This window comes from Prochlorococcus sp. MIT 1223 (assembly GCF_034092465.1).
In the GTDB taxonomy this organism is placed as follows: Bacteria; Cyanobacteriota; Cyanobacteriia; order PCC-6307; family Cyanobiaceae; genus AG-402-N21.
In genome coordinates, this window is sequence record NZ_CP139303.1 from 1,657,727 (window position 1) to 1,683,946 (window position 26,220).

A 26,220-nucleotide genomic window follows, 5' to 3' on the forward strand; every position below is an offset into this window, starting at 1 on the left:
AAGGAATTTCTAAACACAAATTTGTAATCGAATGACTGAAGTACCTGTTTCTAGATTAAGAAATTTTTGTATTATTGCCCATATCGATCATGGTAAATCGACTTTGGCAGATAGGCTTTTGCAAGAAACAGGAACAGTTTCTTCTAGAGATATGCAGGAGCAATTTCTTGACAATATGGATCTTGAGAGGGAAAGAGGAATTACTATTAAGTTACAAGCTGCTCGAATGAATTATATAGCTAAAGATGGTCAGTCATATGTCCTTAATCTAATCGATACTCCTGGACATGTTGACTTTTCATATGAGGTTAGTCGTTCTTTACAGGCTTGTGAAGGCGCTTTATTGGTTGTTGACGCGAGCCAGGGAGTAGAAGCGCAAACATTGGCTAATGTATATCTTGCGTTAGAAAATGATCTTGAGATAATACCTGTACTAAATAAAGTTGATTTACCTGGAGCAGATCCTCTTAAAATTAAGGAAGAGATTGAGGCTATTATTGGACTAGATACCTCAAATGCAATTGAATGCTCTGCAAAAACAGGCCTAGGAGTCTCAGATATCCTTCAAACAGTTGTTGATAAAATACCTCCCCCAGAAGACTTATTGAATGAACCTACCAAGGCTTTGATATTCGACTCTTATTATGATCCTTATAGAGGAGTAATTGTCTACTTTAGAATCTTACAAGGGCAAATTAGTTCTAAAGATCGAGTGCTTTTGATGGCAAGTAAAAAAAACTATGAATTAGATGAAATTGGTGTAATGTCTCCTGACCAGTGCAAAGTAGATGCTCTCCACGCTGGAGAAGTTGGATACCTTGCGGCGTCGATCAAAGCTGTTGCTGATGCAAGAGTGGGAGATACGATAACTCTTTTAAGTGAACCTGCTCTTGAACCTCTCCCTGGGTATAAAGAGGCAAAACCTATGGTTTTTTGTGGCCTTTTCCCTACTGATGCAGATCAATATCCGGACTTAAGAGATGCACTTGATAAGCTTCAACTTTCTGATGCAGCATTGAAATATGAACCTGAAACCAGTAGTGCAATGGGTTTTGGTTTTAGATGTGGCTTCTTAGGTTTGCTTCATATGGAAATTGTTCAGGAAAGATTGGAACGTGAATATGACTTGGATTTAATAGTTACGGCACCTTCTGTTATTTACCAAGTAAATATGATTGATGGCCAGGTGCTTATGGTTGATAATCCAGCGATACTTCCAGAACCTCAGCAACGTGAATCGATTGAAGAACCCTATGTTCGTCTAGAAATTTATACACCTAATGATTTTAATGGAACTCTTATGAGCCTTTGCCAGGATCGACGAGGCGATTTTATTGATATGAAGTATATAACTACTGATAGGGTTACCCTCATTTATGAAGTTCCTTTGGCAGAGGTTGTAACTGATTTCTTTGATCAAATGAAAAGTCGTACAAAAGGATATGCATCAATGGAATATCATGTAATTGGTTATCGCAAAAATGATTTAGTTAGATTGGATGTCTTGATAAATGCAGAGAGGGCAGATCCTTTAACTACGATTGTTCATCGTGATAAAGCTTATGGTGTAGGTAAAGGCTTAGTAAGCAAGCTTAAGGAACTTATTCCTAGACAACAGTTTAAAATTCCTTTGCAAGCTTCGATCGGGAGTCGAATCATAGCAAGTGAAAGCCTTAGTGCCTTAAGGAAGGATGTCTTGGCAAAATGTTATGGAGGGGACATATCTCGTAAGAAAAAACTACTACAGAAACAAGCGAAGGGTAAAAAGAGGATGAAATCAATGGGTAAAGTAGATGTTCCTCAGGAAGCTTTTATGGCAGTACTTAAGTTGAATCAATAAAATAAGTATATATTTTAATTATTGACTACTAGTGAATAGTTATCTTGTATTTCAATACCTTTTTGGGTGTTTTTCTCTTGCTTCACCCCAGACCATATTAATAGTGCAATTATTAGTACACCCAGCGCTATAGTTAACTCCCCTACGGTAAGCCCTTCGTTGTTCTGATTCATTTTATGAAAATAGTTGCTACTTACATTTAAGCAATAATTATTGTTTATTTCTACCTATTTGATTATTTTTAAAGTGTTGAAATTTGGTCTAATGAACTTGTTCGTGAAGCGACTCTTCTTAAATAACAATCTTTCTTCGCGAATGGCAAAGCTGGGTTTTGTTGTTGTGGCTATTTATATCTTTATTGCTCTCCTTACTCCGATCCTAATTGATTGGGGGTTATTGCCCAATTCACAAGAAGGCCTTAATAATCCAATTTTCTCTTCACCGTCTTTATCTCATTGGTGCGGAACTGATCGTCTTGGTAGGGATGTGTGTGTAAGAACATTAGAAGCTAGTGGAGTTGCTCTTCAGGTTGTTTTTCTTGCAGTAACTTTAGCTGTCCTGATAGGCCTGCCCTTGGGCATGTTAAGTGGTTATTTAGGAGGTTTTCTAGACAGATGTTTGGTTCTGTTAATGGATACACTCTATACAATTCCTGTGATTCTTTTGTCAGTGGTGATGGCATTTGTTTTGGGCAGAGGGATACTCAACGCAGCAGTCGCACTTTGTGTGGTGTATATACCACAATATTTTCGAGTCGTTCGAAATCAAACGACTCAAGTTAAATCAGAGCTCTATATTGAAGCCGCTGTATCTATGGGGGCTGGTCCTCTATGGATTCTACGTAAATATTTATTGAAGAATGTTATTACATCTGTTCCGGTTCTCTTGACTATGAATGCCGCTGATGCGGTTCTTGTTTTAGGTGGATTAGGATTTCTTGGCTTGGGATTACCTGAATCTATACCCGAATGGGGTAGTGACTTGAATATGGCATTAGTTGCTATGCCAACTGGTATTTGGTGGACAGCTCTTTACCCAGGGGTTGCGATGTTTGGACTTGTGATAGGTCTTTCTTTAATAGGTGAGGGCATCGAAGATCTTATAAGTGATCAAAGATAGCTCTCCATTTTTAACCTTTACTTTTTTGTTAATAACGCATCTTTATTGTTCGTGGAAGATTTTCAGTAATGACTCCTTGAGAGTCAAGAGATGGGTAATCTCTACCTACTTCGTTGCACCACCTAGCCACTTCTGGGTAAGCCCATTCAAAGATCATTTTTGTATATAGACTTTTACTTAGCCCTTCACCATGCTGAGGTGCAATACCTGCCTCTTGTCGTTGTCTTAAGGCTTCAAAAAGCAAAGTTGCGGCTGCTACCGAGACATTGAGAGATTGAACCATCCCACGCATAGGAATATAGATTATTTCATCCATCATTTTAATAGTCTTATTATCCAGCCCCCATTTCTCTGCTCCTAAAACAAAGGCCGTAGGTACTTTGAAATCACATTTGCGATAATCTAATGAACCTTTCTCGATACTTGTCCCAAACAAAGTGAACCCTTGATTTTTAAGATGTTTTGTTGCTGTATATATGTCCTTATGATCATGAACCTTTACCCACTTTTGACTACCTTGAGCTGTGCTATTGAATGTACTTGTTTTTCCATGGTTATTAATAGCATTAGCCTCTAAGACTCCTACAGCATCACAACTTCTCAAGATAGCCGACAGATTATGAGGCTTCTCTACATGCTCTAGCAAAACAGTGAGATCAGCCATCCTTCGATTTAGGACCGATTGTAATTTTAAAAAACGTTTTGTTAGAACAGGCATAATCAAAATTATATATAAAGGCGAAGTCTGCTATCAGAAGCTATGTGTTTATAACTATTTTGTTAATAGTCATAAGGAATTAAGACAATTAAAGAATATATCGATATCTTTTAATCTTGAAATATTCGAATTTCAAGATTAAAAGGGAAAGGTATGAGCAAAGAGTTAAAATTTAAAGGTGATTTAAGGTTGTTATGAACAAAATTGTACTAATGTCACCTTTTTTAATTTTATCAACACTTGCTGCTCAAGAAGCTATTGCACATATTTATGACTCAATCGGAGTTGAGGCAGGTGTTCATTCGCATCAACCTGAAAAAGCAGATAAAGCAATTAAGGATAATTGCTTTATTGACCCCAAACTAGGCCCTATCTGCAAGTGAACTGTATAAGAAATAGTATTAAGATTCCCTCTGATTAAAACTTTTCAAGTAATAGTCTGTATCTATCGCTTGTTTCCATTTCTTTGATAGCCGGTTGAAGCATCCTTTCATAGCAAGTCCAACTATTTAGAGACTTTGAGTTAATAGGTTCTCGTGCTTGTATATTACTTGCAGTCATTATTTCTCGCTTACTTAGTTCAGGTTGACAATATTTATCCTCCCAATCCCAACTAAGCCATGAAATTAATTGTTTAATTTCTTCTGAAGGGTTCGAAACAAGTTTATTATAATTCAAACTATAGATTTTCTTGGGATATATAGATTTGTATTCATCCATTATTGTTTCCTGGTTAAGCAGAACTCTTGCACAATCTCTTATTGAAGATGAATAATAATAGCTATTATTAAAATTTGCTCTAAAAATAGAAAGTATATTATCAAGTGGATGTCGATAGCAATGTATTATTCTTGCGTTAATAAAATCATTTGCTATGTATCCTGAATAAACGTAATTAAAAAGAAATTTATCTGTTGTTATTTTGTAACCAGCAGAATATTTAGATTTTTCTTCTAAATACATTTTATACAAACTAAGATTATCTTCATTTTCTTTTAAACTCTCCCACTTCTTGAAAACCTTCATTAAAATATTTCTTTCGCCTAAATCTTTGACATCTTTATTTAAGCTTATAATGGATTCTAATAATGTGCTCCCACATCTAGGTAAGCCTACTATGAAAATTGAATCTACTTCCTTTTCATCTCCTTTGACATTATTTGGAGTTGCTTTATTTATTGATTGAATTGATAACTTATTGGCGTAATTAATTGCTTCGTCAGCAGTTGATGGATAGATATTAAGCTTGATCTGGTTTGCCTTTAATAAATTCTCTGCACTTTTATCAAATTTCTTCTGCTTATGTAATATATTAGACTTTGCAAAATATATCTCAGATCTTTGTATTTGGTTTTGATACTCTTTTATTTCTAATTTCAGAATCTTCGAATCCAACTCCATAGAAGAACTATGATTCTTCATTCTAGATAAATGAAAATAAGCAGATGAATTATTTTCATTTTTTTCAATGGCAGTTACTAGTGATAAAAAACCTTCTTTAATTTTTCCTTGATCAATTAGCAAGCTACCTAAATTTGAATAGGCTTCAGAAAAATCTGGATCTATTTCAATGGCTTTTTTAATACTCACAATTGCTTCGGCTAGTCTAGATTGCTTATTTAAAATTAATCCTAGATTTGAGTGAGCAGCTGCAATATTAGGATTTATTGCAATTGCTTTTTTTATTGTAATTTCTGCCTCTAGGAAATTCCTCTTCTTAAGTAGAATTAATCCTAAATTTGAATAAGAATTATATAACATAGGATCTAAATCTATTGATCTTCTTGTTGCTGATTCGGCTTCTTCCTGCTTGCCTTGTTCTCTATAGATAGCACCAAGATTTGCATGAGCAATTGCTATTTTGGGATTCAAATCAATTACTTTTTTTAAATAAAATTCTGCTTCCGATAGTTTTCCTTGATCCTTTAGTACCATCGATAAGTTTCCAATAGCATTAATTAAATTAGGTTTTATTTTGATTGCTTTTTTAAGGTATACTTCTGCTTGTTTGAGATCTTTTAATTCACCCAATTTAGCCCCAAGTATTGCATAAGAGTCTGCATCTTCTGGCTTTAGCTTAATTATATTTTTCAATAACAAAATCCCTTCATTTACCTGATTAGAAGATAGGTAAATAATAGATAAATTTTTCATTACGGTTATATTGATTATACCTAGTTTTAGGATTTCTTCGTAAATCTTTTTGGCGGCTACAATCTCACCATTCCTTTGATGCTCAGACCCTTTTTTAATTAGTGAATTTGCAATAACTTGATTAAAATTTGATTTATTATTTGTACCTTTTCTTCTGCCTGAACTAAACCCTTTCATTATTAGATAGAATACAAATTATTATTTTATTAAAATCATGATTAAACAAGCATGATTTTAAATATAACTTATATTTCTTTTTTAAAGTCTGCCTATAAAAAAACGGCTCGCTTCATATGAAGCGAGCCGTTTTTTTTTAGTTAACTAGAAGGAGAAGCTAGTATTTATTGCAGCACCTCTTGTATCTTCTCTGTTGTCATATGTATCCCCTTCAATAAAGAATACGCCTGGTGTAATTGTTATGTAGTCATTCAGGTTATAAGTATAATAGAGTTCATACTGAATTTCATCTTCGTCTGCTGTGGCCTGACCAGGGCTATCGTCTTTGTCAGAGACATTGCTTATTGCGGCACTGAATGTACCAGGTCCGAATGCGATGTCTGTTCCGATTAGCCAAGCTTCAAGATCTTCAGTTGTATCTTCATCATCTTTAGTGTCATAAGTTGCGCTAACACTCCAATTTTCTGCCTGATAGTAAAGTCCACCACCTACTGCTGTGTAGCCAGTAGTAGTGTTCCCATGACCGAGGTGAGTAAATATTAGACCACCTCCAAAGTTATCGCCGTCATAGCCAAACATCGCCGTAAGGATGTCGTCAGACTCTTTTGTTCCAATTCCCTTATTCAAATCTGCAGCATCTGCTCCAATTATGCTAGCTCCAAAGTTGTAGCCACTATCAAGGGCAATTGAATAGGCAGCTCCATAGCCAGTAGTGCCAGGAAGAGTAAATGGGTTGCCACCAAGTTTCCATGCATCTGAATAAACAGATGTTGTAACAGAAACTACATCGTCTTGGTCTAATAGTGGGCCAGCAGTAAGGGTTCCTCCCCCAAATGGGAATGAATAAAAGAGCGAACCAACATTTAGGTCGTCACTTGTATCCGACATATCCATACTGCTTAACTCACTACTGGATGCATCAAAGTTACCTTGTGCAATTCCAGCGTATAGAATATCTTCACCAGTGAAACTAGTGTTGATGTCTAGCCCATAGCCATAGAAGCCATGTACATTCTCGTACCCCTGATGCTTAGATTCATATCCTATGAGGAAATTGCTATAACCACTTAACTTTGTAGTTGTGGAGAATTGTCCTGCTTCAAAAGCTAAGTCTCCTAGGATCTCATCTGTTCCTCTTAGGATGGCAATCTCTGACTCGAACTCGTCTATTAGACGTAGCTCGGAAGCATTCAGTTTCTCAGCATTACCTATGCATTTATTTAGAATTGCCGCTGCTTCAGCTCGTGTGATGACTCCTTTAGGTAGAGATACATTGCATCCGCGATTGTTCCGAATGTCAACCAGCGCTTGAAATGTCCAATCACTTGGATGAATGTCAGATAATTCGGAAGCGGCTTGATAAGTGTTGGTTAGTGGGGCGTAGTCAGAGATCGCCTCGATATTTAATTCGGTAGCATTTACTGCCATGGGAGCAATTAACCCCAACGCAGCAGGCGCCACCAGCAATTGCTGGAAAAGTTTCATTTGGTTCCTCACACAAAAGAATTTGACTTATTATTGTGTTCGTTAGTTCTACTTGATGTATTTCTTGCTACTGAAACAGAAACATCCAAGCGATTGAACACATCCCAATGATAATGATTTTCATACTCAAAAAAGTTAATCTTTATTGTTTGGTTAGCAAATGCTAAGATTTTCTACCATTTATATTGCTTAAAATATGTTTTATTCCTAGTTAGCAGAAGGTTATTTGTCTTGACTAAGGAATGTTATGTAGCCAATTTTATAAACTTAGCTGAAATTTTTATTCCTCCAGGAAGGGGTGTTTTATGACGCTTGAATTTACGAATCTAAATAATGAAAAAATCTACCTTATTTTTAGAATCGACCATTGATTTGTGGAGATAGTTATTCTTCTTTCTCTATCTTCCTTCGTGTTTCATGCATTTCTTCAAGTTCGTTATACAAGGCCTTTAATTGAGTTTGTATATGTTCGGTGTTTTTAATAGCACTAAGTGATTGCATTCCTTTGATTAGGTTTTCCTTTGCTTCAATGAGACTCCTACACTCTCTACTCCCCGCTTCATACGACATTGATATCTATAAAAATATCATTATAGCAATAAAATACCAATTTCCCTGTCCTGCAAGAACGGTTGATACAAATAATAAGATCAATATTCTTTAAAAATAGTGATCTTAGAGTTATTGTCTATTATCAGGCCTTTGTCTGTCGCCACTAGAATGAAAGGATGAGAAATGCTTGTGAAATGTCCTTAAAAGTAGTTAACCTAAATACAATATATTTGCATGATTGTTGTCAAATACAAAAGGTCTGTTACCTAGACAAGGGGCTTGGGAAGTCTTGCAATCTGTAGCAGCAGGTGCTTATGCAGATGTCGCTTTAGATCGAGCTATCAAGAAGTATTCTTTGCTGGGATCTGATAGATCACTTTTAACTGAATTGGCATATGGAGCTATCAGAAATAGATATTTGCTTGATTGTTGGATTGACTATTTAGGGAAGAAGCCAGCTAAAAAGCAGCCACCCTTATTACGATGGCTATTGCATATTGGTATTTATCAAATTATACGAATGAAAAAGATACCTGTTTCTGCAGCAATTAATACGAGTGTTGAGATTGCTAAAACAGGTAATTTAAAAAATCTTGCCCCTGTTGTTAATGGATTATTGCGTGCTGTTAACCGTGCATATATAGCAGAGATTGATCTTCCTCTACCAGAGAGTTTTCAGGCTCGTATAAGACAAGAATATTCTTTGCCTAATTGGTTGGTAGCAGAACTTATTAGCTGGTTTGGAGAAAGTCAAGCAGAGATAATTTCGAGAGCTTTTAATAATGTCCCTTCATTTGATTTGAGAGTTAACCGTATTCGCGAGACTCCTTTTGAACTTCAAAAACAATTAGCTGAAGTAGGTATTGAGAGTTCCTTAATGCCTGATTTCCCAGATGGGTTAAGTGTTGAAAAAGGTTTAAGAGATTTAAATCAATGGCCTGGCTACACTGAAGGTAAATGGTGTGTTCAGGATAGATCTTCACAGTGGGTTGCTCCATTGTTAGAACCACAACCAGGAGAACGTATCCTTGATGCATGTGCTGCACCAGGCTCTAAAACAACACATTTAGCTGAATTAATCGGAAATGATGGAGAAATTTGGGCAGTAGATAGATCTTTGTCTCGTTTGAAATTAGTGACTGAAAATGCAACTCGTCTAGGTACTGATTGCATAAATGTTTTAGAGGCTGATTCGTTAAAATTGTTGAATATTAGGCCAGACTGGGAGGGTTATTTTCACAGGATTTTGATAGATGCACCTTGCTCAGGACTGGGTACGCTGTCTAGGAATCCAGATGCACGCTGGCGACTAACCCCAATGAAAATTAGAGAGTTAACTCTACTTCAAGAAAAATTGCTTAAATCGATTGTTCCTTTGTTGAAACCAGGTGGCCGTATGGTCTATTCAACTTGCTCTATTCACCCAGAAGAAAACTCGCGTCAAATTGAAAGGTTCTTATCTACTTGTTCTGACATGAGTTTAAAGAAAGAAAAACAAATTTTACCTGATACGACTAGGCAAGGTGATGGCTTTTATGCCGCTATATTGGAACTTAATTAAAGTCCTCTCTTATAGCAGGATTTCTCATGGAATCGTTAAGCATAATACTTCTCATTAATGTTCTCCATGCATAAGCAGCCTTTCCACTACTATTATTGGTCTCTTGATTGTTGTCATGGCCAAACCAGACACCTGTAGTTAGTTTAGGCAAAGATCCGATAAACCAAACATCCCTTGCACCTTCTGATGTCCCAGTCTTGCCCGCGACATCTATGTCTTTGATAATTGCTGGTCTCCCTGTCCCTTCATTGACTACTTTCGTGAGCATTTTAGTGAGAGTTTCCGCAATATGATAGCTAACGGCAATCCGACCTTCGCTCCCATTTTTATCCCTTTCCCAAATAATTGTGCCCTCAGGCCCTATAATTTTTTCGAAAGGAGTAGGTTTCATATAAATTCCTCTATTTGCTATTGCAGCATAGGCTGCAGTCATATTAATAACTGTTTCTTCAAATACTCCAATTGCTAGTGGATAATACTTTTCTAGTCTACTTTCTTTTCCAATGCCTAGCTTATTAGCAATTGAAATTACTTCATCAAAACCTACTTGATCTAAAAGATAAACAGCTACGGTATTTAAGGAATACTTAAATGAATCAGACAGTGATACTTCTCCAAGATATTCGTTGTCGAAGTTTTTAGGGCAATAATCATCCCAGCACTTAGGCTCGTCTTCAACAATGTCATTGGGCTTGTAGCCTTTATTTAATGCGGCTGCATAGGTGATAATCTTAAATGTTGAACCAGGTGATCGCAATGCCTGAGTGGCTCGGTTGAATTCATTAGATTCAAAATCTTTGCCGCCTATTAAAACTCGCACGAGCCCAGTTGAAGGTTCAATTGAGACTATTGCACCTTCAAGTTCTCCCTTTGCTTGTTTTTTGACTACTTCTTTTGCTTTTTGTTGCCAATCCAAATTAAGACTTGTATGAATTGTAAGACCTCCAATTTCAAGCTGATCTTTACTAATTAGAAATGGTAATTCTTGCAGAACCCAACCAGAAAAGTACGGTGCAAGACTATTAAAATACTTAGGTGTAGAGGGGCTTAACTGTAGTGGAGAATTTAGTGCACTTTTAAATTCATTTTGAGAAATAAAACCTTCAAGTCGCATCCTTTCTAAAACAATGTCTCGACGTTTGATTGCTAATTGAGGGCTGACAAGTGGAGAGAATAATGACGGAGCAGGAGCCAGTCCAGCAATTAGTGCTATTTCATCTGTATCTAGTTGATCTGGAGTCTTCGAGAAATATATCCATGACGCATCTGCTATCCCATATGCGCCTGAACCCAAGTAGACCTTGTTAAGGTACTCTTCCAGGATTTCGTCTTTCGTTAATTGACGCTCTAATTTGAAGGCAAGAGCAGCTTCTTTTATTTTTCTTTTAATGCTTTGATCCTGTTTTAGGAAAACTATGCGAGCTAACTGTTGGGTGATAGTACTTCCACCTTCATGTACGGCTCTTTGATTTAGGTTTGTTTTTATTGCTCTACTAATACTCCAAAAGTCAACTCCATTATGTTTGTAGAAACGTCTATCCTCAGATGCTATGAATGCATTTTTGATTTTTATAGGTATGTTCTCGAAGTTGATCTTCTCTCTAGTGACGTGACCAAGTTTTTGAATCACAATTCCATTTGTAGATAGGAGTGTAATTGTTCCAGGCCTACTGAAAGTCAATACTTTTTTTGCTTCTGCTAGGGTTGCGTCGATTCTTTGAATAATTGATTTTTCTGAAATTGCAACAACGGAACCTAATATTATTGAACTAGATGCGATTAAAAACCAACGTAAGAAACCATTGATCACGTTTAATTTTTTATATGATTAATGAACTATGTCCAATAGCAAGGGCGGTAACTAGCATTCCTAGAATTAAAAAAGGCTGAGCACTTGCTTGATATTTAACGTCAAAAGCAAGAGGATCTCTTAATAGCCAAATATCTTGAAAGGTTATTTGAGGAATAATTAGTAAAACTAGTATTACTGAAGCAAAGTGTTGACCTATTAGTACCAGTACCACAACCATCATTAATTGAAAAATATCAATCATTCCAGCACTAATCCAACTTGCATTTTTAATTCCAAAAACTACAGGTAAGGAACTTAGCCCTAGCTCTTTATCTCCTTCTACACTCTTAAAATCATTTATTACAGCAATTCCTAGACCTGCCAAGCTATAAGCCAGTGTTAGAAGAGCTGTAATCCAAGTAAGTTCACCAAATAGTGCTTGCCCTGCCCACCAAGGGAGTGCGATATAACTTGCTCCAAGCGCGTAATTACCTAGCCATCCATTTTGTTTAAGCTTCAAAGGAGGAGCAGAATAGATATAACTTACGAATGAGCCGCCAAGAGCTAATAGAAATACAGTAGGCGTGGAGTGATTTGACCATAAATCTAATAAGTAGGCAACACATAGACCAGCAATTAAAAGAAACCAAATTTGTACTTTAACTTGAGTTAAAGAGATTGCGCCTGACGGGATTGGACGATTAGGTTCATTAATTGCATCTATTTCCCTATCAAAGTAGTCATTAATAGTCTGTGTATACCCTGTTAGAAGTGGGCCACTCATTAGCATGCAAGCAAAAGATGCAAGAATATTGCTTATATGCCATTGAAAATTGCCACTTGCGGCTGCACCACAAATAACTCCCCAAATTAATGGTATCCAAGTGATTGGCTTCATAAGCTGCAATCTCAGCTTCCATATGTTTTTCGTTTCGGATCCTCCTTTTATCCCAAGGAGTTGACGAGCATCACTCACTATTTAACCCTCATTATTATTTGATTTCATCTTCAAAAAACCAGCTTTTTTGTCCATTGCTAAATTCTAATACCACCCCAATACCAGTACCGTCAGTCATTTTGTAATCTCTAACGGTGCCTCTAGGATCGTTTTCTAGTTGAGTGATTAGATTTGGTGGGATCCTGTCTCTGACCCTATCAAGGTTAACCTTGATCTTGGATCCGATTCTAGTAAGAGTCGCTGGCTGGGGCATTGCCTGCTGGGCTTTAAATGTTGGGCAACCCTAACAGTTCCTTCCCCTATAGCTCCAATTAATTTCTCAAAATGGTCGCTCTTCGTTTAATTCCTTGCCTTGATGTTGCTAATGGTCGTGTTGTAAAAGGTGTGAATTTTGTGGGTCTACGTGATGCGGGTGACCCTGTCGAACTTGCTTGCAATTACTGTAGTGCTGGCGCTGACGAGTTGGTGTTTTTAGATATTGCGGCAAGTCATGAAGGTAGAAAAACGTTATTAGAAATGGTTCAAAGGACTGCTGAAGCTGTAACAATCCCTTTTACAGTTGGAGGAGGAATTAGCTCAATTGATGGGATTACTGAACTTTTAAGAGCAGGTGCAGACAAAATTAGCTTGAACTCGTCGGCTGTTCGAGATCCTTCTTTGATTTCTAAAGGTGCAGAAAGATTTGGTTCTCAGTGCATAGTTGTTGCCATTGACGCAAAAAAAAATAATGAAATTACTGATAAATGGGATGTATTTGTGAATGGTGGAAGGAAGAAGACAGGTTTGGATGCTCTCAATTGGGCTGAAAGAGTTGCTGAACTTGGTGCAGGAGAGATCTTGCTGACGTCCATGGATGGCGATGGGACACAGAATGGATATGACCTCCCTCTTACTAAAGCCATTGCAGAGGCTGTGCCGATTCCAGTTATTGCATCTGGGGGAGCAGGATCGCTAGACCATATTTCCCAGGCATTCAATCAGGGTTGCGCTTCGGCAGCTTTGTTGGCTTCTCTTTTGCATGATGGTGATTTAACTGTGCAAGAAATTAAAAGATTTTTAATTAACCAAGGACTACTGATTCGTCCTTTAGAGGATTAATTTCTATTTAGATCCTTATAATTATTTATCTAAGAACTCTTATCCAAATAAAATTAAGATATGTACAACTATAAAAAAGAATTTGTAAAAGATATATTTAATGATATATCTTTTAAATATGATTTTTTAAATGATCTTTTTAGCCTAGGTCTTCATAGGGTATGGAAGAGAAAACTATTATCTTTGCTAAAACCTACTCCTGGTCAATATTGGGTGGATCTTTGTTGTGGTACGGGTGATTTGGCAATTAATTTGGCAAATCATGTTGGCCCGGATGGTAGAATATATGGTATTGATTATGCAGAAAAAACCTTAGAAATAGCAAGAAAAAAGTGTCTCAATCATCCTGATTTACAAATTAAGTGGATCAATAATGACATCCTTAATGATTGCGATAATTTTTATACTTTTGATGGAGTGACTATGGCATATGGACTACGGAATCTTTCTGATCCTTTAATGGGTTTTAAGATTATTCGTCAATATTTAAAGCCAGGAGGTAAAGCAGGAATATTAGACTTCCAGCCTAGTAAAGATAACTCTTTTAGTGGATACTTTCAGAAAATTTATTTAAGAAATATTGTAGTCCCAATTGCTTCTATGTTTGGCTTTAGAGAACAATATGGTTATATTGAAAATAGTATTAAGAGATTTCCTAATGGTTACAATCAAATTATTTTAGCTGAGAAAGCAGGATTTAGCAGCGCTAAATACTATCCAATTGCTTTAGATCAAATGGGTATATTGATTTTGAAAAATTAAATGAGAAAGATTTATTTGGGAAGATCTTTTCTTTTACAGAAACAACACATGCTCCATCTCTTAAGTTCTCCTATTGGAGCTGGCTTTTTACATTTAGGACATATTTTTAATCCATGAATATCAATTCTGCTTGGATGTTTTTCCCAAATAACTGATTCAGTTTCCATAGCCTTTTTTTTCTGAAAATGAAATTGCTGTATACGTATATCTTTTATTTCATAACCAGCATTTACTAAAGAGTTTAGAAGTTGACTTTTTGTATATAAAAGCGCTTGACGCCATTGAGGGTGACTTGCTCCGATTACCAGAGTGCCTCTTTTAAGGCTTAAAGGTGTGCAATTCGATGCAAGTTTTTTGCCAACTAAATTTGCCCAATCATGGGATAAGGCAGCTAACTTGCTAGTTTGTTTCCAATCATTTTTTATTTGATCTAGACAACTAGATAATGAACGTTTGTTTGAATGAATTTTCTTTTGCATAGATCTAAATTTTAAAAAATGTATTTTTGATTCTCAGCTAATTATTGATATCACTACTTTAAGTGCTTTTTTTCGTGTTTTCATGGCTAGCCTTTATATATATATTTAAATTCCTAAATGGGATTCTTTGACAAATTGAGTCGCTTGTTCAGAGCTAACTTGAATGATCTAGTTAGTAAAGCTGAAGATCCAGCAAAAATTTTAGATCAGTCTATGGCTGATATGCAGAATGATTTGGTTAAGCTTCGTCAGGCAGTCGCTATGGCAATTGCAAGTCAGAGGAGATTGAAAAATCAATTTGATCAGGGTCAAATCCAAATTAAAACTTGGTATGAAAGGGCTGAAATGGCTCTTTTAAAAGGAGAAGATACTTTAGCGAGAGAGGCTTTAACTTATAGAAAATCTCTTCAAGAAAATTCAAAGTCATTAATTTATCAACTTGAATCACAAGATGGACATGTTCAAAAACTGAAAAAAAATCTATTGGCATTAGAGGGCAAGATTTCCGAAGTCAAGACTAAGAAAGATATGTTAAAGGCTAGAGCTCAGGCAGCAAAAGCCCAGAAGCAGTTAGAGAATGTGGTTGGAAATATGAATACAAATTCTGCTATGGCTGCATTCGAGAGAATGCAGGATAAAGTTGAATCGATGGAAGCATCTAGTGAAGCCGCCGCTGAATTAGCCCAATCAGATTTAGAAAGTAAATTTGCTGCACTCGATTCTAATGATGATATTGAGGAGGAATTGAATCAGATTCGTGAAGGGCTTAAAGCAGGCGTAGATAGAGTAGCTTTACCTGAAGGATCAAACCCCACTTTGAATTCAAGCATTGAATCTATTGAGAATGAAATTAAAATTGTGGAAGTGTCTGAAATTGATTCTGAATTGGAAGAACTAAGAAAAAATCTCAAAAAGCCTTGATAAATATAAAACAGTTCAACTTACTGAATTTATTTTTGTGATTAATCAAGAAAGAATAAGCTCAGCCACTATTGCTAAATCTTTGCAAAAAAAGTCAACTTTAAGCAATCAGTGGCAATTGAGATATACCCCAGTATGTGGAAGTACTGAAAGGAAGCTTTCAGAATGGCTTGAAGAAAAACCATTATCAAATAATCAATCTAGAGCTTTTCTTGCATCTCGCCAGATCTCTGGAGTAGGGCAAAGAGGGAGATTCTGGGAATCTCCAAGAGGAGGCATATGGTTAAGTGCTGCTATCCCATGCCTTGGGAGAAAGCAATCACCTAGTTTATTTGGTCTTGCTGTTGCATTTGCCTTGTCCCAAAGACTAGAACTCAAGAAAATCAAGACTCAAATCAAGTGGCCAAATGATTTATTGTTTTTCGGCAAAAAATTAGCTGGCTTCTTGCCAAGCCTTATTTATCGAGGGGAATATTTTAGGTTTGCGAGGGTTGGCGTAGGGTTAAATGTTCTAAATAGAACCCCAGTTAATGGGACTTCTATTTCTGAAATAATGGGATCTAAGTACTTATCAATACCTGATTGGTCTACTGAAGTACTTCTATCAATTGAATTAGCAAAGAATCTCTTTGATGAAGATGATTTATTTTATCTAGAGGCTGAAAAGTTATTATGGGCGAAAACGGTTGTAGATCCTAAATCTGGAAAAGAATGGGAAATAGATGGCTTAGATAATACGGGAGGACTGAGACTAAAATTAGGTAATAAGAAAATTGTTTGGAATAGATTTTAAGAAAATATTATTAATTAGCTTTTATTTATTAAATTAGTAATTTTCCCATCTTTGAATAAAGCTATTCTTTTTGCTCTTTCGGCAACATGGTCTTCGTGAGTAACAATAACAATGGTTTTACCTTGATTGTGGAGCTCATCAAATATGTTCAACACATCATCAGTTGTCCTTGAATCAAGAGCTCCTGTTGGTTCATCTGCTAGTAAAAGAGATGGTTGATTAATAATTGCTCTTGCAATTGCAACCCTCTGTTGTTGGCCTCCTGATAATTGATTTGGGAGATTTAGCATCCTTTCAGAAAGTCCTACTTTCCTTAAAGCCTCTTCTGCTAAAACCTTCCTTTCCGTATAAGGCATACAGGCATAAACCATTGGAAGCATTACATTCTCAAGAGCATTTGCTTCCTTTAAAAGGTGAAACTGTTGAAAAACAAATCCTAATTCATTATTCCTAATATCAGCTAATTGATTGTCATTTAAGTCTTGGAGATTTTTTCCATTTAATTCATAAATCCCGGAAGAAGGTCTGTCTAGGCATCCCAAAATATTCATAGCAGTACTTTTGCCAGATCCACTTGCTCCCATTACGGCAAGGTAATCCCCTTTATTGACATTCAAATCAATTTCATCAAGTGCCTTTACTTGAAGGTTGCCTTCTCCATAAATTTTGCTAACGCTATGAAGACGAGCGACAGGTGTCTGAGGATTTTTAGCCAATTGCCCCTTTGCTTGCAATTGCAATGGCATCTTGAAGGAGTGGGGTCCCCGCTACTGCATCATTAGCCCATTTGAATAAAGGGTTTGAAAGGACTCCTCCAACGGCTGTTACAAAAACACAGGCAATTAAGGCAACTCTTAGTGGAGGCAATCCAATTGTTTGCCATTGAATACTTGGATAGGACTTGACTATCTCTGAAGCTTCTTGAGGTTCTTTAACAACCATCATTTTAATAACAGAAATATAATAATAAATTGAAATTACAGAAGTAATAAGACCTACAATTACTAGTAGATATTGTTGATCTGCCCATCCTGCAAAAAACAGATAAATCTTACCAAAGAATCCCAACATTGGAGGTATGCCACCTAATGAAAGAAGGCAAAGACTTAATCCAAGGGTTATTAAAGGATCCTTTTGATATAGACCAGCATAATCAGCAATTCTGTCGCTTCCAGTCCTGATTGAAAAGAGAATTATGCAGGCGAATGCACCAAGATTCATAAATAAATAAGCCGCCATATAGAGAACCATTGCAGAAAAACCTTCTTCAGTTCCACAAACAAGACCTATCATCACAAAACCTGCTTGCCCAATAGAGCTATATGCAAGCATTCGTTTCATTGATGATTGAGCAAGAGCAACAACATTCCCTAAAGTCATGCTTAAAACGGCTAGGACCGTAAATAAAAGCTTCCATTGAGTATCAAAAGCATCAAAACATCCAATAAGAACCCTTAGGGCAAGTGCAAATCCTGCTGCTTTAGATCCAACTGACAAGAAAGCGACTACAGGAGTTGGTGATCCTTCATAAACGTCAGGAGTCCATTGATGAAAAGGAACTGCTGCAATTTTGAATGCAACAGTTGCTAGAACAAAAACGAGTGATAATGCGACTAAGGGAGAAGGACTATCTTGAATTGCTATGCCAATTCCTTTAAGACTTGTGGTGCCACTAATTCCATAGAGCAAAGAAGCTCCATAAAGAAAAACAGCTGCGGCAGCTGACCCAACTAGTAGATATTTCAAAGCAGCTTCCGAACTTCTTGCATCCCGTTTCATATAACCTGCGAGCAAGTAACTTGCGACCGAGAGAGTCTCTAACGATACGAATACGCTGACCAGGTCAGTTGATCCACATAAGAGCATTGCTCCAAGTGTTGCGGCCAACAAAATCGCTGCGTATTCCCCTACAGGACTTCCACTTTTTTCGGCATAACGCCAGCTAATTAAAAGAGATATGAGTGTTGAGAGGGCGATAACCCCTCTGAATGCGATCGCAAGATTATCAGCAACAAAAGCACCTAAGAAGGATTCTTGTAATGATCCATTCCATTGAGAAGCTAGTACTACAAGTGCAGACACAAGGCCTGCATAGCAAATAGGAGGAGACCATTTAGCTGCAGTTTCCTCACCTGCTAGATCTACTAATAAAGTGCCAAGCATTGCTAGAAGTACAAAACCTTCTGGAATAACTGCTTTTGCATTTAATGAAAGGTTTAGCAGCTCATTTGGAGCACCCATAGCCTGCTTAGTTTGTAGTGGAGAACTGATTTCAGGCTTGATTTTTTACTTTCAAACCTTTTTCCTGACTCTAGCGAGGTTATGAAATATGCCTTTTATATGATGACGTTCTATGCATTTTGCTCCACAGTGCGATAGATAGTGGTAAGAATTATTTGTTCGCCTATGGCGCACACATTGGTTATTGTTGAAAGTCCGACAAAGGCAAGAACTATAAGAGGGTTTTTGCCAAAGGACTTTGAAGTTGTTGCCTCAATGGGGCATGTTAGAGATCTCCCTAACAATGCTAGTGAGATTCCAGCTTCTCAAAAAGGTGAGAAATGGGCAAAGATTGGTGTAAACACCACTGCCGATTTTGAACCTTTATATGTAGTACCTAAAGATAAAAAGAAAGTAGTCAAAGAATTAAAGGCTTCTCTAAAAGGCGCTACTCAGCTTTTACTAGCAACTGATGAAGATAGGGAAGGAGAGAGCATTAGTTGGCACTTAATGCAGATTCTTGCTCCAAAGATACCTGTTAAGAGAATGGTTTTTCATGAAATAACCAAGGAGGCTATTGCAAAGGCTTTAAATAAAACAAGGGATGTTGACCTTGAATTAGTTCATGCACAAGAAACAAGAAGAATTCTTGATCGTCTTGTTGGTTATACTTTGTCCCCTTTGCTTTGGAAGAAGGTATCCTGGGGATTATCCGCTGGGCGGGTTCAGTCAGTTGCAGTACGATTATTAGTACAAAGAGAAAGATCTCGAAGAGCTTTTAGAAGCGGTAGCTATTGGGATTTAAAGGCAAAATTGGAGCAAGATAATATTAATTTTGACGCTAGGTTAGTGATTCTTGAGGGCAAAAAAGTTGCGACAGGAAATGATTTTGATGAAGCTACTGGAAAATTAAAAGAGGGAAGAAATGTAAGGCTTCTCGACGAAAGTGAGGCGAAAAATCTTTCCATTAAATTAGAGAAAACTCAATGGAAAGTATCTTCAGTTGAAGAGAAACCCTCTATTCGAAGACCTGTTCCTCCTTTTACGACAAGCACCCTTCAGCAAGAATCAAATAGAAAACTTCGTCTTTCAGCAAGAGAGACCATGAGATGTGCCCAAGCCCTTTATGAGAAAGGTTTTATTACATATATGCGTACGGATTCAGTTCATTTGTCTGATCAAGCAATTAAGGCAGCAAGGGAATGTGTCTGTTCTAGATATGGTGATGAATATTTAACTGATAAGCCAAGGCAGTACAGCAACAAGACTCGTAATACCCAGGAAGCCCATGAAGCAATAAGACCAGCCGGCGAAACTTTTAAGACGCCTAAGGGAACTGGTTTGCAAGGAAGAGACTTATCTCTTTATGAATTGATTTGGAAAAGGACTGTTGCCAGTCAAATGCCAGATGCTCGTTTAACGATGCTTTCAGTTGAGCTGAATGCTGAAGAAGCTACTTTTAGATCAAATGGAAAAAGAATTGATTTTCCAGGATTTTTTAGAGCTTATGTTGAAGGTAGTGACGATCCTGAAGCGGCGTTAGAAGGGCAAGAAGTTCTTTTGCCAAATCTTTCAGTGGATGATTCACCTACTTCCAACGAAGTAGAGGCTTTTGAGCATCAAACCCAACCTCCTGCTAGATATAGTGAAGCATCCCTTGTTAAAACCCTTGAAAAAGAAGGGATTGGGAGGCCCTCGACCTATGCGAGCATTATTGGAACTATTGTCGATAGAGGATATTCACTTCTTCAAAACAATTCATTAACTCCAAGTTTTACGGCTTTTGCTGTTACCGCTTTACTTGAGGAACATTTTCCGGAATTGGTTGATACAAGCTTTACCGCGAAAATGGAGTCAACCTTAGATGACATTTCAACTGGGAAAGTTGACTGGCTTCCCTATCTAAAGAAATTTTATAAAGGAGATGAGGGGCTGGAATCCCAAGTTCATCTAAGAGAAGGCGATATTGATGGAGGAGAATTTCGCTCAATTTCATTAGAAGGTCTTTCTTGTTTAGTTCGACTTGGTAAATACGGTACTTATTTAGAATCAAAATATTCGGGAGAAGATGGGAAGCCAATTACAGCATCTATTCCTGAAGAGACTACACCTGCAGATTTAGATGACGAAAAAGCAGAGTTAATATTAAAACAAAAGGCTCAAGGTCCAGAGTCACTGGGCATTGATCCAGAAACGGGAGAAGATATTTACATTCTTTTAGGTAAATATGGACCGTACGTTCAAAGAGGAGAAATTACCGAAGAGACCCCCAAGCCAAAGCGCTCATCACTACCTAAAGGTGTTAAGTCAGAAGATTTAACTCTTAACGATGCTCTTGGGTTACTTCAATTGCCAAGAACTCTGGGAGAACATTCTGAAGGTGGTCGTATTCAAGCTGGTTTAGGTCGATTTGGACCATATGTTGTTTGGAGCAAAGGTAAAGGAGAGAGGGACTATCGTTCTTTAAAAGGTGAAGATGATGTTTTAACAGTAGATATTGATAGAGCTCTTGAACTTCTTGCAATGCCTAAAAGAGGAAGGGGAGGAAGAACCGCATTAAGAGATCTTGGAATCCCGAAGAATAGTAAAGAAAATATACAAGTTTTTGATGGACCATATGGACTTTATGTGAAACAAGGAAAGATAAATGCTTCATTGCCAGAAGGGAAAAAAGCTGATCAAATTACTCTTGAAGAAGCCATAGAATTATTGTCAGCAAAAGTTGCGAGTAAAAAAACAACCAAAGCTAAAACAACCAAAGCTAAAACAACCAAAGCTAAAACAACCAAAGCTAAAACAACCAAAGCTAAAACAACCAAAGCTAAAACAACCAAAGCTAAAACTACTCCAACTAAAAAAGTCGCTTCTAAAACTGCGGTAAAGAAACCTACTACGACTAAGACGGGTAGATTACGTGCTAGTGCAGTAAGGATAATTAAGCCTGGGGAAATTTAATGATTTTATTTAGTAAAAGATTTTGTTTTAATCTAATTAAAACGATGTCTCTATCAATTGTCTTTTTAATGCAATCATGTTCTAGCCAGAAGCTAGGTCAGCAACTCTCAAATAATTTTGACTATCCTCAGACGGAAATATCTTCATCAAACCTAAAAGAAGGATCCAAAAGAGTAGATAAGGATAAACAAAAGAAAATCTTTTCAACTAAATTACAGAATAAACCTAATAAAAATTTTATTTCCGACTCTTCAGCTGTTGGGGAAAAAGCCAAATTAAAAAAACAGAAGCCAAATAACCCTTCTAAGAAAATACTGCGTAAAATAAAATTTAAACCACAACCTTATCGAATAACTATTAAATTGTCTGGTGCGAATCCATCTGCTCCAGCAGAATCAGTAACAAAAGCATTACGACAAGCAGGGATAAATTTTGAGGTTGAGAAAATAGAGAGGTTTAACGCCCAATCTGATATGAAAACCTCTTCCACTGTTGAGAGATAGTTATTTTGAGTAGATTTCAGAAGCGAAAAGGAGAAAGTGTGAAGACATTTGTAAAAATGAAAAGGCTGCAGGCTTTAAGAATTGTAGAGACATCTTATTTGTCAGCTGCAACTTCATTGATTTGGATGGCCCTTTATTACTTGCCTATAGGCGGAGCACTATTCAGGCTTGCACTTCCATTGCCTTTGGCTTTATTGCATATAAGAAGAGGTTCTAAGGCTGCATTTGAAGGAGTATCTTTATCCGTTTTACTTTTGATTGTTTTGATGGGGCCAGTTAGAGGGCCCTTAATACTTTTCCCATACGGCATACTCTCTTTTTGGATTGGTTGGTGTTGGTATAAAAATTGGAATTGGTGGATTAGCTGGATTGTCGGGGTTTTTATTGGGGTGGGAGGGTTCCTGGTTCGAGTTATTGTTCTTTCTCTTTTGGTCGGAGAAAACCTTTGGGTGATTATTACTCGAGCAGGCGCTTCGCTTATAGAGAGGTTCGTTGATTTGTTCAATCTTCCTTTTAGTCCTGATACGGCACAAGTTCAATTAGTAGCAATAGGCTTGGTTATTCTCCAAGAGGTAATTTTTGTCTTGTCTTTACATGCATTGGCTTTTTGGATTTTTCCGAGACTGCAAGCCTCCATGCCAGAACCACCATCCTTATTAAGTGGATTGATAGCAATGGACCCACGCTGATAATTAACTTTCAATTAATGAAATCACAATTCTTTGAGCTATTGAGTGGAAATAAAGCCTTTGGTGTGGGCTTATCACTGGATCAAGTCAAGAATTTTCAAGAGAAATGGAAAAAGTCTCTTGATGATTTTGTTTTTTTGTTGATTCTGGCAGGTTCCAAAACCTCGGAAGTTGAAGGAATTTCTTGGGCAGGCTCTACTCCTCAATCTCGTAGCTATACCGCATTAGCAGATGCTGATTTAGTTTTAAAGGGCCCCTTAAAATCTAGAAAGTGGCCTTTGCCGGTATTGCCAGGAGGAGTCTCGCCGGCTCTTATTAGCTATGTCTCTTCGTGTTTTATCGGAACGAAACCTACTGTTATTGCAGCTGGTTTATTACATAAACCAACTTTTCCACATCTTTTACTTGAACCCTCATTCTCTGGGCCTGCAGATTGTTTGAGCTCAGGGAAAGCAATGAGTAAAAGTCGAGTTGATCAATTGTGGCAGGAAGGATTCTCTATGGGAGTTCGTTTAAAAACACCTTTGTTAATAACAGAATGTGTTCCAGGTGGAACAACAACTGCACAGGCCATTCTTTGTGGGATAGGAATCGAAGTGTCTGAATTGATTAGTGGGAGTGTCTTAATTCCCCCATTCTCTTTGAAAAAAGAACTTGTTAGAAAAGGACTTGAGAATGCTGCGTTAGGACCAAACCCTTTACCTAAAAAATTACTTGCCGCTGTTGGAGATCCTTTTCAGGTAATAGCAGTAGGATTAGTTCTTGGAGCCAGGGAAGCAAAGCAGCCTGTTTTGCTAGGTGGAGGAAGTCAAATGTTAGCTGTCTTGGCTCTTGCTCTTGCCTCGATAGAACCTGAGTTGCGCTTTTCTTTTGTTGAAAACATCGCAATAGCAACAACCTCTTGGCTTGTAAAAGAGTCTCATTCTGGGAACAAATTTAATAGCTCTTTTATTCGTTTAATGGAACTTGTTTCTGATTATTTCGGTGTATGTCTTATGGGATTTTCTAGTGGATTAAGCTTTGAGGAAAGTACAAAAAAGGTACTTAGAGATTATGAACTAGGTTATGTTAAAGAAGGTGTTGGAGCAGGGGCTTTATCATTCTTAGCGAAGATGAAAGGAGTAACTTCTGCTCAACTGGTACAGGCGTGTGACCTTGCTGTTGAACAGTTGGAGTCGACTCACCATTGATGAAAACTTGAAGATATATTATGAATGACTTTCAATTTGGGAGACGTGACTTTGTCAGACTAGCTTTTGGCTCTAGTCTTTTAAGTCTAATTGGGTGTAGCAAAAGGAGTAATAGTCCTATCCTTCGGGCTGTTGGAGCAACTTTACCTAAAGAATTAATAAGGTCACTACCTTATCCTTGGACGTTTGAAAAGATTCAAAATATAGATAATATTAATCCTTATGAGCTAAGTTTAAATGAACGTATAGATCTATTAGTAGTTCAAGATGGATGGATTAAGCGTCTCCCTTCCTCAAACCTATTACCTATAGCTTCGGAAGCTTTCTCAAAAAACCTTAGCAATAAAGCAAAAGATTATTTGAAAAAGCTCGGACCTGATTACCAAAATAAATTATTACCAATAGGTGTTACCCCTTGGGTGATGATTTTTAGGAATGGCGAGCAGTTGATAGATAAAGCAAGGAAATCTTGGAGTGTTTTACTTGACCCAAAACTAAAAGGTCAAATAATTTTTCCAAAGAGTCCAAGATTGTTGCTTTCCATAACTGATAAGATTGGAGATCCTGAACAGTTAACAATAATAAAAAGTCAGATAAAAATATATGATGATATGAATGCAATGAATTGGTTGCTTTCTGGAAAAGCTAAAGTTGCCATTTTGCCATTACAACGCTGTATAGCTAGTTTAATACGTGACTCTCGGCTTAGTGCCATCCTTCCCGAAACAGGAGCGCCTTTAAACTGGTCCTTACTCGCAAGACCATTTTCAAGTCAAACCTTGCCTCCCTTGCCGTGGTTAACAAATTCAACAAAAACTCCATTGTCAACAAGATTACTTGCGAAAGGTTGGATACCTCCCATTCCTTATATAGAACTTGTTGAGCAAAAAGATTTTATTAGAAGTGATTTTCAGTCGGCCATTTTACCTTCATATGAAGTATGGGAAAAATGTTGGCCAATCTTACCTTTAACTCAAGAGGAAGAGAAAAGCTTAGAAAGAAGATGGCGTAACTCAATCCCATAGCCTTCGGCGTGGCTTATCTATTAATTTGAGATGTATGTCTTTTAGTAGATCTGGTATCTCTAAATGGTATGGACAACGTGGTAAGCAATCCCCACAGTTATTGCATGCACTTGCATCAACGGTTTCCCACCAATGACCAGCTTTATTAATCAAGTTATACCGTTCTTTTGCAAATGCCTGCAAGTCATGGCCAACAGTGAGGTTCCTTAGTCTTAATATTTCCGGGATTGGGATTTGCTTGGGACATGGTAAGCATGCTTTACATTGACCACAAAAGTCATTCCCTAATCGAGTACGCCGTATAGAATTAAGCCTTTCAATTGATCGCTGTTCTTCTTGGCTTAGAGGTCCATCTGCTGAAGAAAGTTTTTGAGGTAATCTTAGGTCTTCTGTTTTTGAAGCTCCTACAGTCAAAGTAGAGATACCTTGTGCTATTAAGTACCTATAGGCAAGTTCAATTGGCGGAATTGGCTTGCAGTCTTCAATAAGCATTTGACTTGGATTTTGTAATTGACCACCTTTATCTGCAGGTGAAATAGCCATAACGCCCATACCTTGCTTTATGGCAAGTTTTGCGAGAGGAATTCTTTGTGGATCGAGTAAATGAAGGTGCAAACTGCAGAAAACAAATCTGTTGCTGTTGATAGCTTTTTGGATAAGAGGTATAGAGCCATGTGAACTAAAGCCTATTTGGTCTATGAGGTTCTCTTGTTGTGCCCATGTCAATAGATCAGCCCCTTCTCCATTTAGTGCCCATTCGAGATGTTCATTGAGGTTGATCCCGTGAACGGCTAAGTTGTCTATTTTGGATATGCGTAACCTTGACAAAATATTCTTGATTTCACTTTTACCTTCATCAAAACTTATACCAGGTTGAATCTTGCTTGTAACTATTAATCCTCCTTCAGGTAATTTATTCTTTAACTTAAGTCGCTGTATTGAATCTCCTAGAAAATCTTCCGCAGGCCCATAAGCTGGAGCAGTCTCTATATGATTAATACCTGCAGCAATTGCTGATTCTAGAACCTTATACATTTGTTGAGAAGATTCAATTGCTCTCATTGTCCCTAAGGTAAAAAGACTTACCTGGGAGTTTGGACCGAAACTTCTTCGATTAAAACTCATGTTTGACTAGAATTATCTAAAAAAATCATTGCAATACAAATCAAAAGATTTTTTACCACTGTCTACTGATTCATTTATATAATTATGATCGTTTTTCCCCGTTT

Annotated in this window: 25 protein-coding genes; 13 read left to right on the plus strand and 12 right to left on the minus strand. The window is 37.2% G+C overall.

Going from position 1 to position 26,220, the window contains the following annotated elements; all coding sequences use genetic code 11:
* The first annotated feature begins 31 nt into the window (after positions 1-31).
* A complete protein-coding gene (gene lepA, locus SOI85_RS08970; RefSeq protein ID WP_320664046.1) occupies positions 32-1,840 on the plus strand; it encodes a translation elongation factor 4 in 1,809 nt (602 codons plus the stop codon).
* A 14-nt stretch (positions 1,841-1,854) separates the two neighbouring features.
* On the opposite strand, the gene SOI85_RS08975 is transcribed toward lepA, so the two are convergent.
* The gene (locus SOI85_RS08975) at positions 1,855-2,013 is read right to left on the minus strand and encodes a hypothetical protein (RefSeq protein WP_320664047.1); all 159 of its coding nucleotides are present in this window, start codon (positions 2,011-2,013) and stop codon (positions 1,855-1,857) included.
* 142 nt (positions 2,014-2,155) lie between these two features.
* On the opposite strand from SOI85_RS08975, the gene SOI85_RS08980 reads away from it, so the two are divergent.
* On the plus strand, positions 2,156-2,959 hold the full coding sequence (locus SOI85_RS08980) for an ABC transporter permease (protein WP_414477816.1): 804 nt from the start codon (positions 2,156-2,158) through the stop codon (positions 2,957-2,959).
* A 28-nt stretch (positions 2,960-2,987) separates the two neighbouring features.
* On the opposite strand, the gene SOI85_RS08985 is transcribed toward SOI85_RS08980, so the two are convergent.
* Positions 2,988-3,677 carry a TrmH family RNA methyltransferase gene (locus tag SOI85_RS08985; RefSeq protein ID WP_320664049.1) on the minus strand — a complete coding sequence of 230 codons (690 nt, stop codon included), beginning with the start codon at positions 3,675-3,677 and terminating at the stop codon, positions 2,988-2,990.
* Positions 3,678-3,871: 194 nt separating this feature from the next.
* On the opposite strand from SOI85_RS08985, the gene SOI85_RS08990 reads away from it, so the two are divergent.
* The gene (locus SOI85_RS08990) at positions 3,872-4,060 is read left to right on the plus strand and encodes a hypothetical protein (protein ID WP_320664050.1); all 189 of its coding nucleotides are present in this window, start codon (positions 3,872-3,874) and stop codon (positions 4,058-4,060) included.
* Positions 4,061-4,094: 34 nt separating this feature from the next.
* Here the strand turns inward: SOI85_RS08990 and SOI85_RS08995 are convergent, their stop codons facing one another.
* From SOI85_RS08995 to SOI85_RS09005, 3 genes are all read right to left on the minus strand, one after another.
* On the minus strand, positions 4,095-6,008 hold the full coding sequence (locus tag SOI85_RS08995; protein ID WP_320664051.1) for a tetratricopeptide repeat protein: 1,914 nt from the start codon (positions 6,006-6,008) through the stop codon (positions 4,095-4,097).
* A 144-nt stretch (positions 6,009-6,152) separates the two neighbouring features.
* Positions 6,153-7,493 carry a carbohydrate porin gene (locus SOI85_RS09000; protein WP_320664052.1) on the minus strand — a complete coding sequence of 447 codons (1,341 nt, stop codon included), beginning with the start codon at positions 7,491-7,493 and terminating at the stop codon, positions 6,153-6,155.
* A 384-nt stretch (positions 7,494-7,877) separates the two neighbouring features.
* On the minus strand, positions 7,878-8,063 hold the full coding sequence (locus SOI85_RS09005; RefSeq protein WP_320664053.1) for a hypothetical protein: 186 nt from the start codon (positions 8,061-8,063) through the stop codon (positions 7,878-7,880).
* 220 nt (positions 8,064-8,283) lie between these two features.
* Here SOI85_RS09005 and SOI85_RS09010 point away from each other — a divergent pair, with 220 nt between their 5' ends.
* Positions 8,284-9,606 (plus strand): 16S rRNA (cytosine(967)-C(5))-methyltransferase, encoded by a 1,323-nt coding sequence (locus SOI85_RS09010; RefSeq protein WP_320664054.1) that lies wholly within the window; start codon positions 8,284-8,286, stop codon positions 9,604-9,606.
* On the opposite strand, the gene SOI85_RS09015 is transcribed toward SOI85_RS09010, so the two are convergent.
* Genes SOI85_RS09015 through SOI85_RS09025 form a run of 3 tightly spaced genes read right to left on the minus strand, consistent with a single transcriptional unit; the run spans position 9,599 to position 12,609 of the window.
* The gene (locus SOI85_RS09015; protein WP_320664055.1) at positions 9,599-11,416 is read right to left on the minus strand and encodes a PBP1A family penicillin-binding protein; all 1,818 of its coding nucleotides are present in this window, start codon (positions 11,414-11,416) and stop codon (positions 9,599-9,601) included. The two genes, SOI85_RS09010 and SOI85_RS09015, sit on opposite strands and share 8 nt — an antisense overlap.
* A 10-nt stretch (positions 11,417-11,426) precedes the next feature.
* On the minus strand, positions 11,427-12,374 hold the full coding sequence (gene chlG / locus SOI85_RS09020; RefSeq protein ID WP_320664056.1) for a chlorophyll synthase ChlG: 948 nt from the start codon (positions 12,372-12,374) through the stop codon (positions 11,427-11,429).
* 16 nt (positions 12,375-12,390) lie between these two features.
* Positions 12,391-12,609: a DUF2862 domain-containing protein gene (locus SOI85_RS09025; RefSeq protein ID WP_320664057.1), complete on the minus strand. Its 219-nt coding sequence runs from the start codon at positions 12,607-12,609 to the stop codon at positions 12,391-12,393.
* Positions 12,610-12,680: 71 nt separating this feature from the next.
* Between SOI85_RS09025 and hisF the strand changes: the two genes are divergently transcribed.
* Both hisF and ubiE read left to right on the plus strand, forming a co-directional pair.
* Positions 12,681-13,454: an imidazole glycerol phosphate synthase subunit HisF gene (hisF, locus tag SOI85_RS09030; protein ID WP_320664058.1), complete on the plus strand. Its 774-nt coding sequence runs from the start codon at positions 12,681-12,683 to the stop codon at positions 13,452-13,454.
* 60 nt (positions 13,455-13,514) lie between these two features.
* Positions 13,515-14,216, plus strand: a complete 702-nt coding sequence (gene ubiE / locus SOI85_RS09035; protein ID WP_320664059.1) for a bifunctional demethylmenaquinone methyltransferase/2-methoxy-6-polyprenyl-1,4-benzoquinol methylase UbiE — start codon at positions 13,515-13,517, stop codon at positions 14,214-14,216.
* An 11-nt stretch (positions 14,217-14,227) separates the two neighbouring features.
* Here the strand turns inward: ubiE and SOI85_RS09040 are convergent, their stop codons facing one another.
* On the minus strand, positions 14,228-14,695 hold the full coding sequence (locus tag SOI85_RS09040) for a DUF721 domain-containing protein (RefSeq protein WP_320664060.1): 468 nt from the start codon (positions 14,693-14,695) through the stop codon (positions 14,228-14,230).
* A 117-nt stretch (positions 14,696-14,812) separates the two neighbouring features.
* Here SOI85_RS09040 and SOI85_RS09045 point away from each other — a divergent pair, with 117 nt between their 5' ends.
* Together SOI85_RS09045 and SOI85_RS09050 are read left to right on the plus strand one after the other, a co-directional pair.
* On the plus strand, positions 14,813-15,616 hold the full coding sequence (locus tag SOI85_RS09045; protein ID WP_320664061.1) for a PspA/IM30 family protein: 804 nt from the start codon (positions 14,813-14,815) through the stop codon (positions 15,614-15,616).
* 37 nt (positions 15,617-15,653) lie between these two features.
* Positions 15,654-16,409 carry a biotin--[acetyl-CoA-carboxylase] ligase gene (locus tag SOI85_RS09050; protein ID WP_320664062.1) on the plus strand — a complete coding sequence of 252 codons (756 nt, stop codon included), beginning with the start codon at positions 15,654-15,656 and terminating at the stop codon, positions 16,407-16,409.
* Between the two features lie 14 nt (positions 16,410-16,423).
* On the opposite strand, the gene SOI85_RS09055 is transcribed toward SOI85_RS09050, so the two are convergent.
* On the minus strand, positions 16,424-17,125 hold the full coding sequence (locus SOI85_RS09055) for an ABC transporter ATP-binding protein (RefSeq protein WP_414477790.1): 702 nt from the start codon (positions 17,123-17,125) through the stop codon (positions 16,424-16,426).
* Complete coding sequence (locus SOI85_RS09060; protein WP_320664064.1) at positions 17,118-18,650, minus strand: NAD(P)H-quinone oxidoreductase subunit N; 1,533 nt, start codon at positions 18,648-18,650, stop codon at positions 17,118-17,120. The genes SOI85_RS09055 and SOI85_RS09060 overlap by 8 nt, the downstream gene beginning before the upstream one ends.
* A 165-nt stretch (positions 18,651-18,815) precedes the next feature.
* Between SOI85_RS09060 and topA the strand changes: the two genes are divergently transcribed.
* Genes topA through SOI85_RS09085 form a run of 5 tightly spaced genes read left to right on the plus strand, consistent with a single transcriptional unit; the run spans position 18,816 to position 24,991 of the window.
* A complete protein-coding gene (gene topA / locus SOI85_RS09065; RefSeq protein ID WP_320664065.1) occupies positions 18,816-21,584 on the plus strand; it encodes a type I DNA topoisomerase in 2,769 nt (922 codons plus the stop codon).
* Positions 21,584-22,087, plus strand: coding sequence for a hypothetical protein (locus SOI85_RS09070; RefSeq protein WP_320664066.1), 504 nt, complete (start codon positions 21,584-21,586; stop codon positions 22,085-22,087). Before topA ends, SOI85_RS09070 begins: the two co-directional genes overlap by 1 nt.
* Positions 22,088-22,143: 56 nt before the next feature.
* Complete coding sequence (locus tag SOI85_RS09075) at positions 22,144-22,776, plus strand: DUF2232 domain-containing protein (protein WP_320664067.1); 633 nt, start codon at positions 22,144-22,146, stop codon at positions 22,774-22,776.
* Between the two features lie 17 nt (positions 22,777-22,793).
* A complete protein-coding gene (locus tag SOI85_RS09080) occupies positions 22,794-23,966 on the plus strand; it encodes a nicotinate-nucleotide--dimethylbenzimidazole phosphoribosyltransferase (RefSeq protein WP_320664068.1) in 1,173 nt (390 codons plus the stop codon).
* 20 nt (positions 23,967-23,986) lie between these two features.
* Complete coding sequence (locus SOI85_RS09085) at positions 23,987-24,991, plus strand: ABC transporter substrate-binding protein (RefSeq protein WP_320664069.1); 1,005 nt, start codon at positions 23,987-23,989, stop codon at positions 24,989-24,991.
* Here SOI85_RS09085 and SOI85_RS09090 read toward each other — a convergent pair.
* On the minus strand, positions 24,980-26,116 hold the full coding sequence (locus tag SOI85_RS09090; RefSeq protein ID WP_320664070.1) for an aldo/keto reductase: 1,137 nt from the start codon (positions 26,114-26,116) through the stop codon (positions 24,980-24,982). The two genes, SOI85_RS09085 and SOI85_RS09090, sit on opposite strands and share 12 nt — an antisense overlap.
* Between the last annotated feature and the right edge of the window lie 104 nt (positions 26,117-26,220).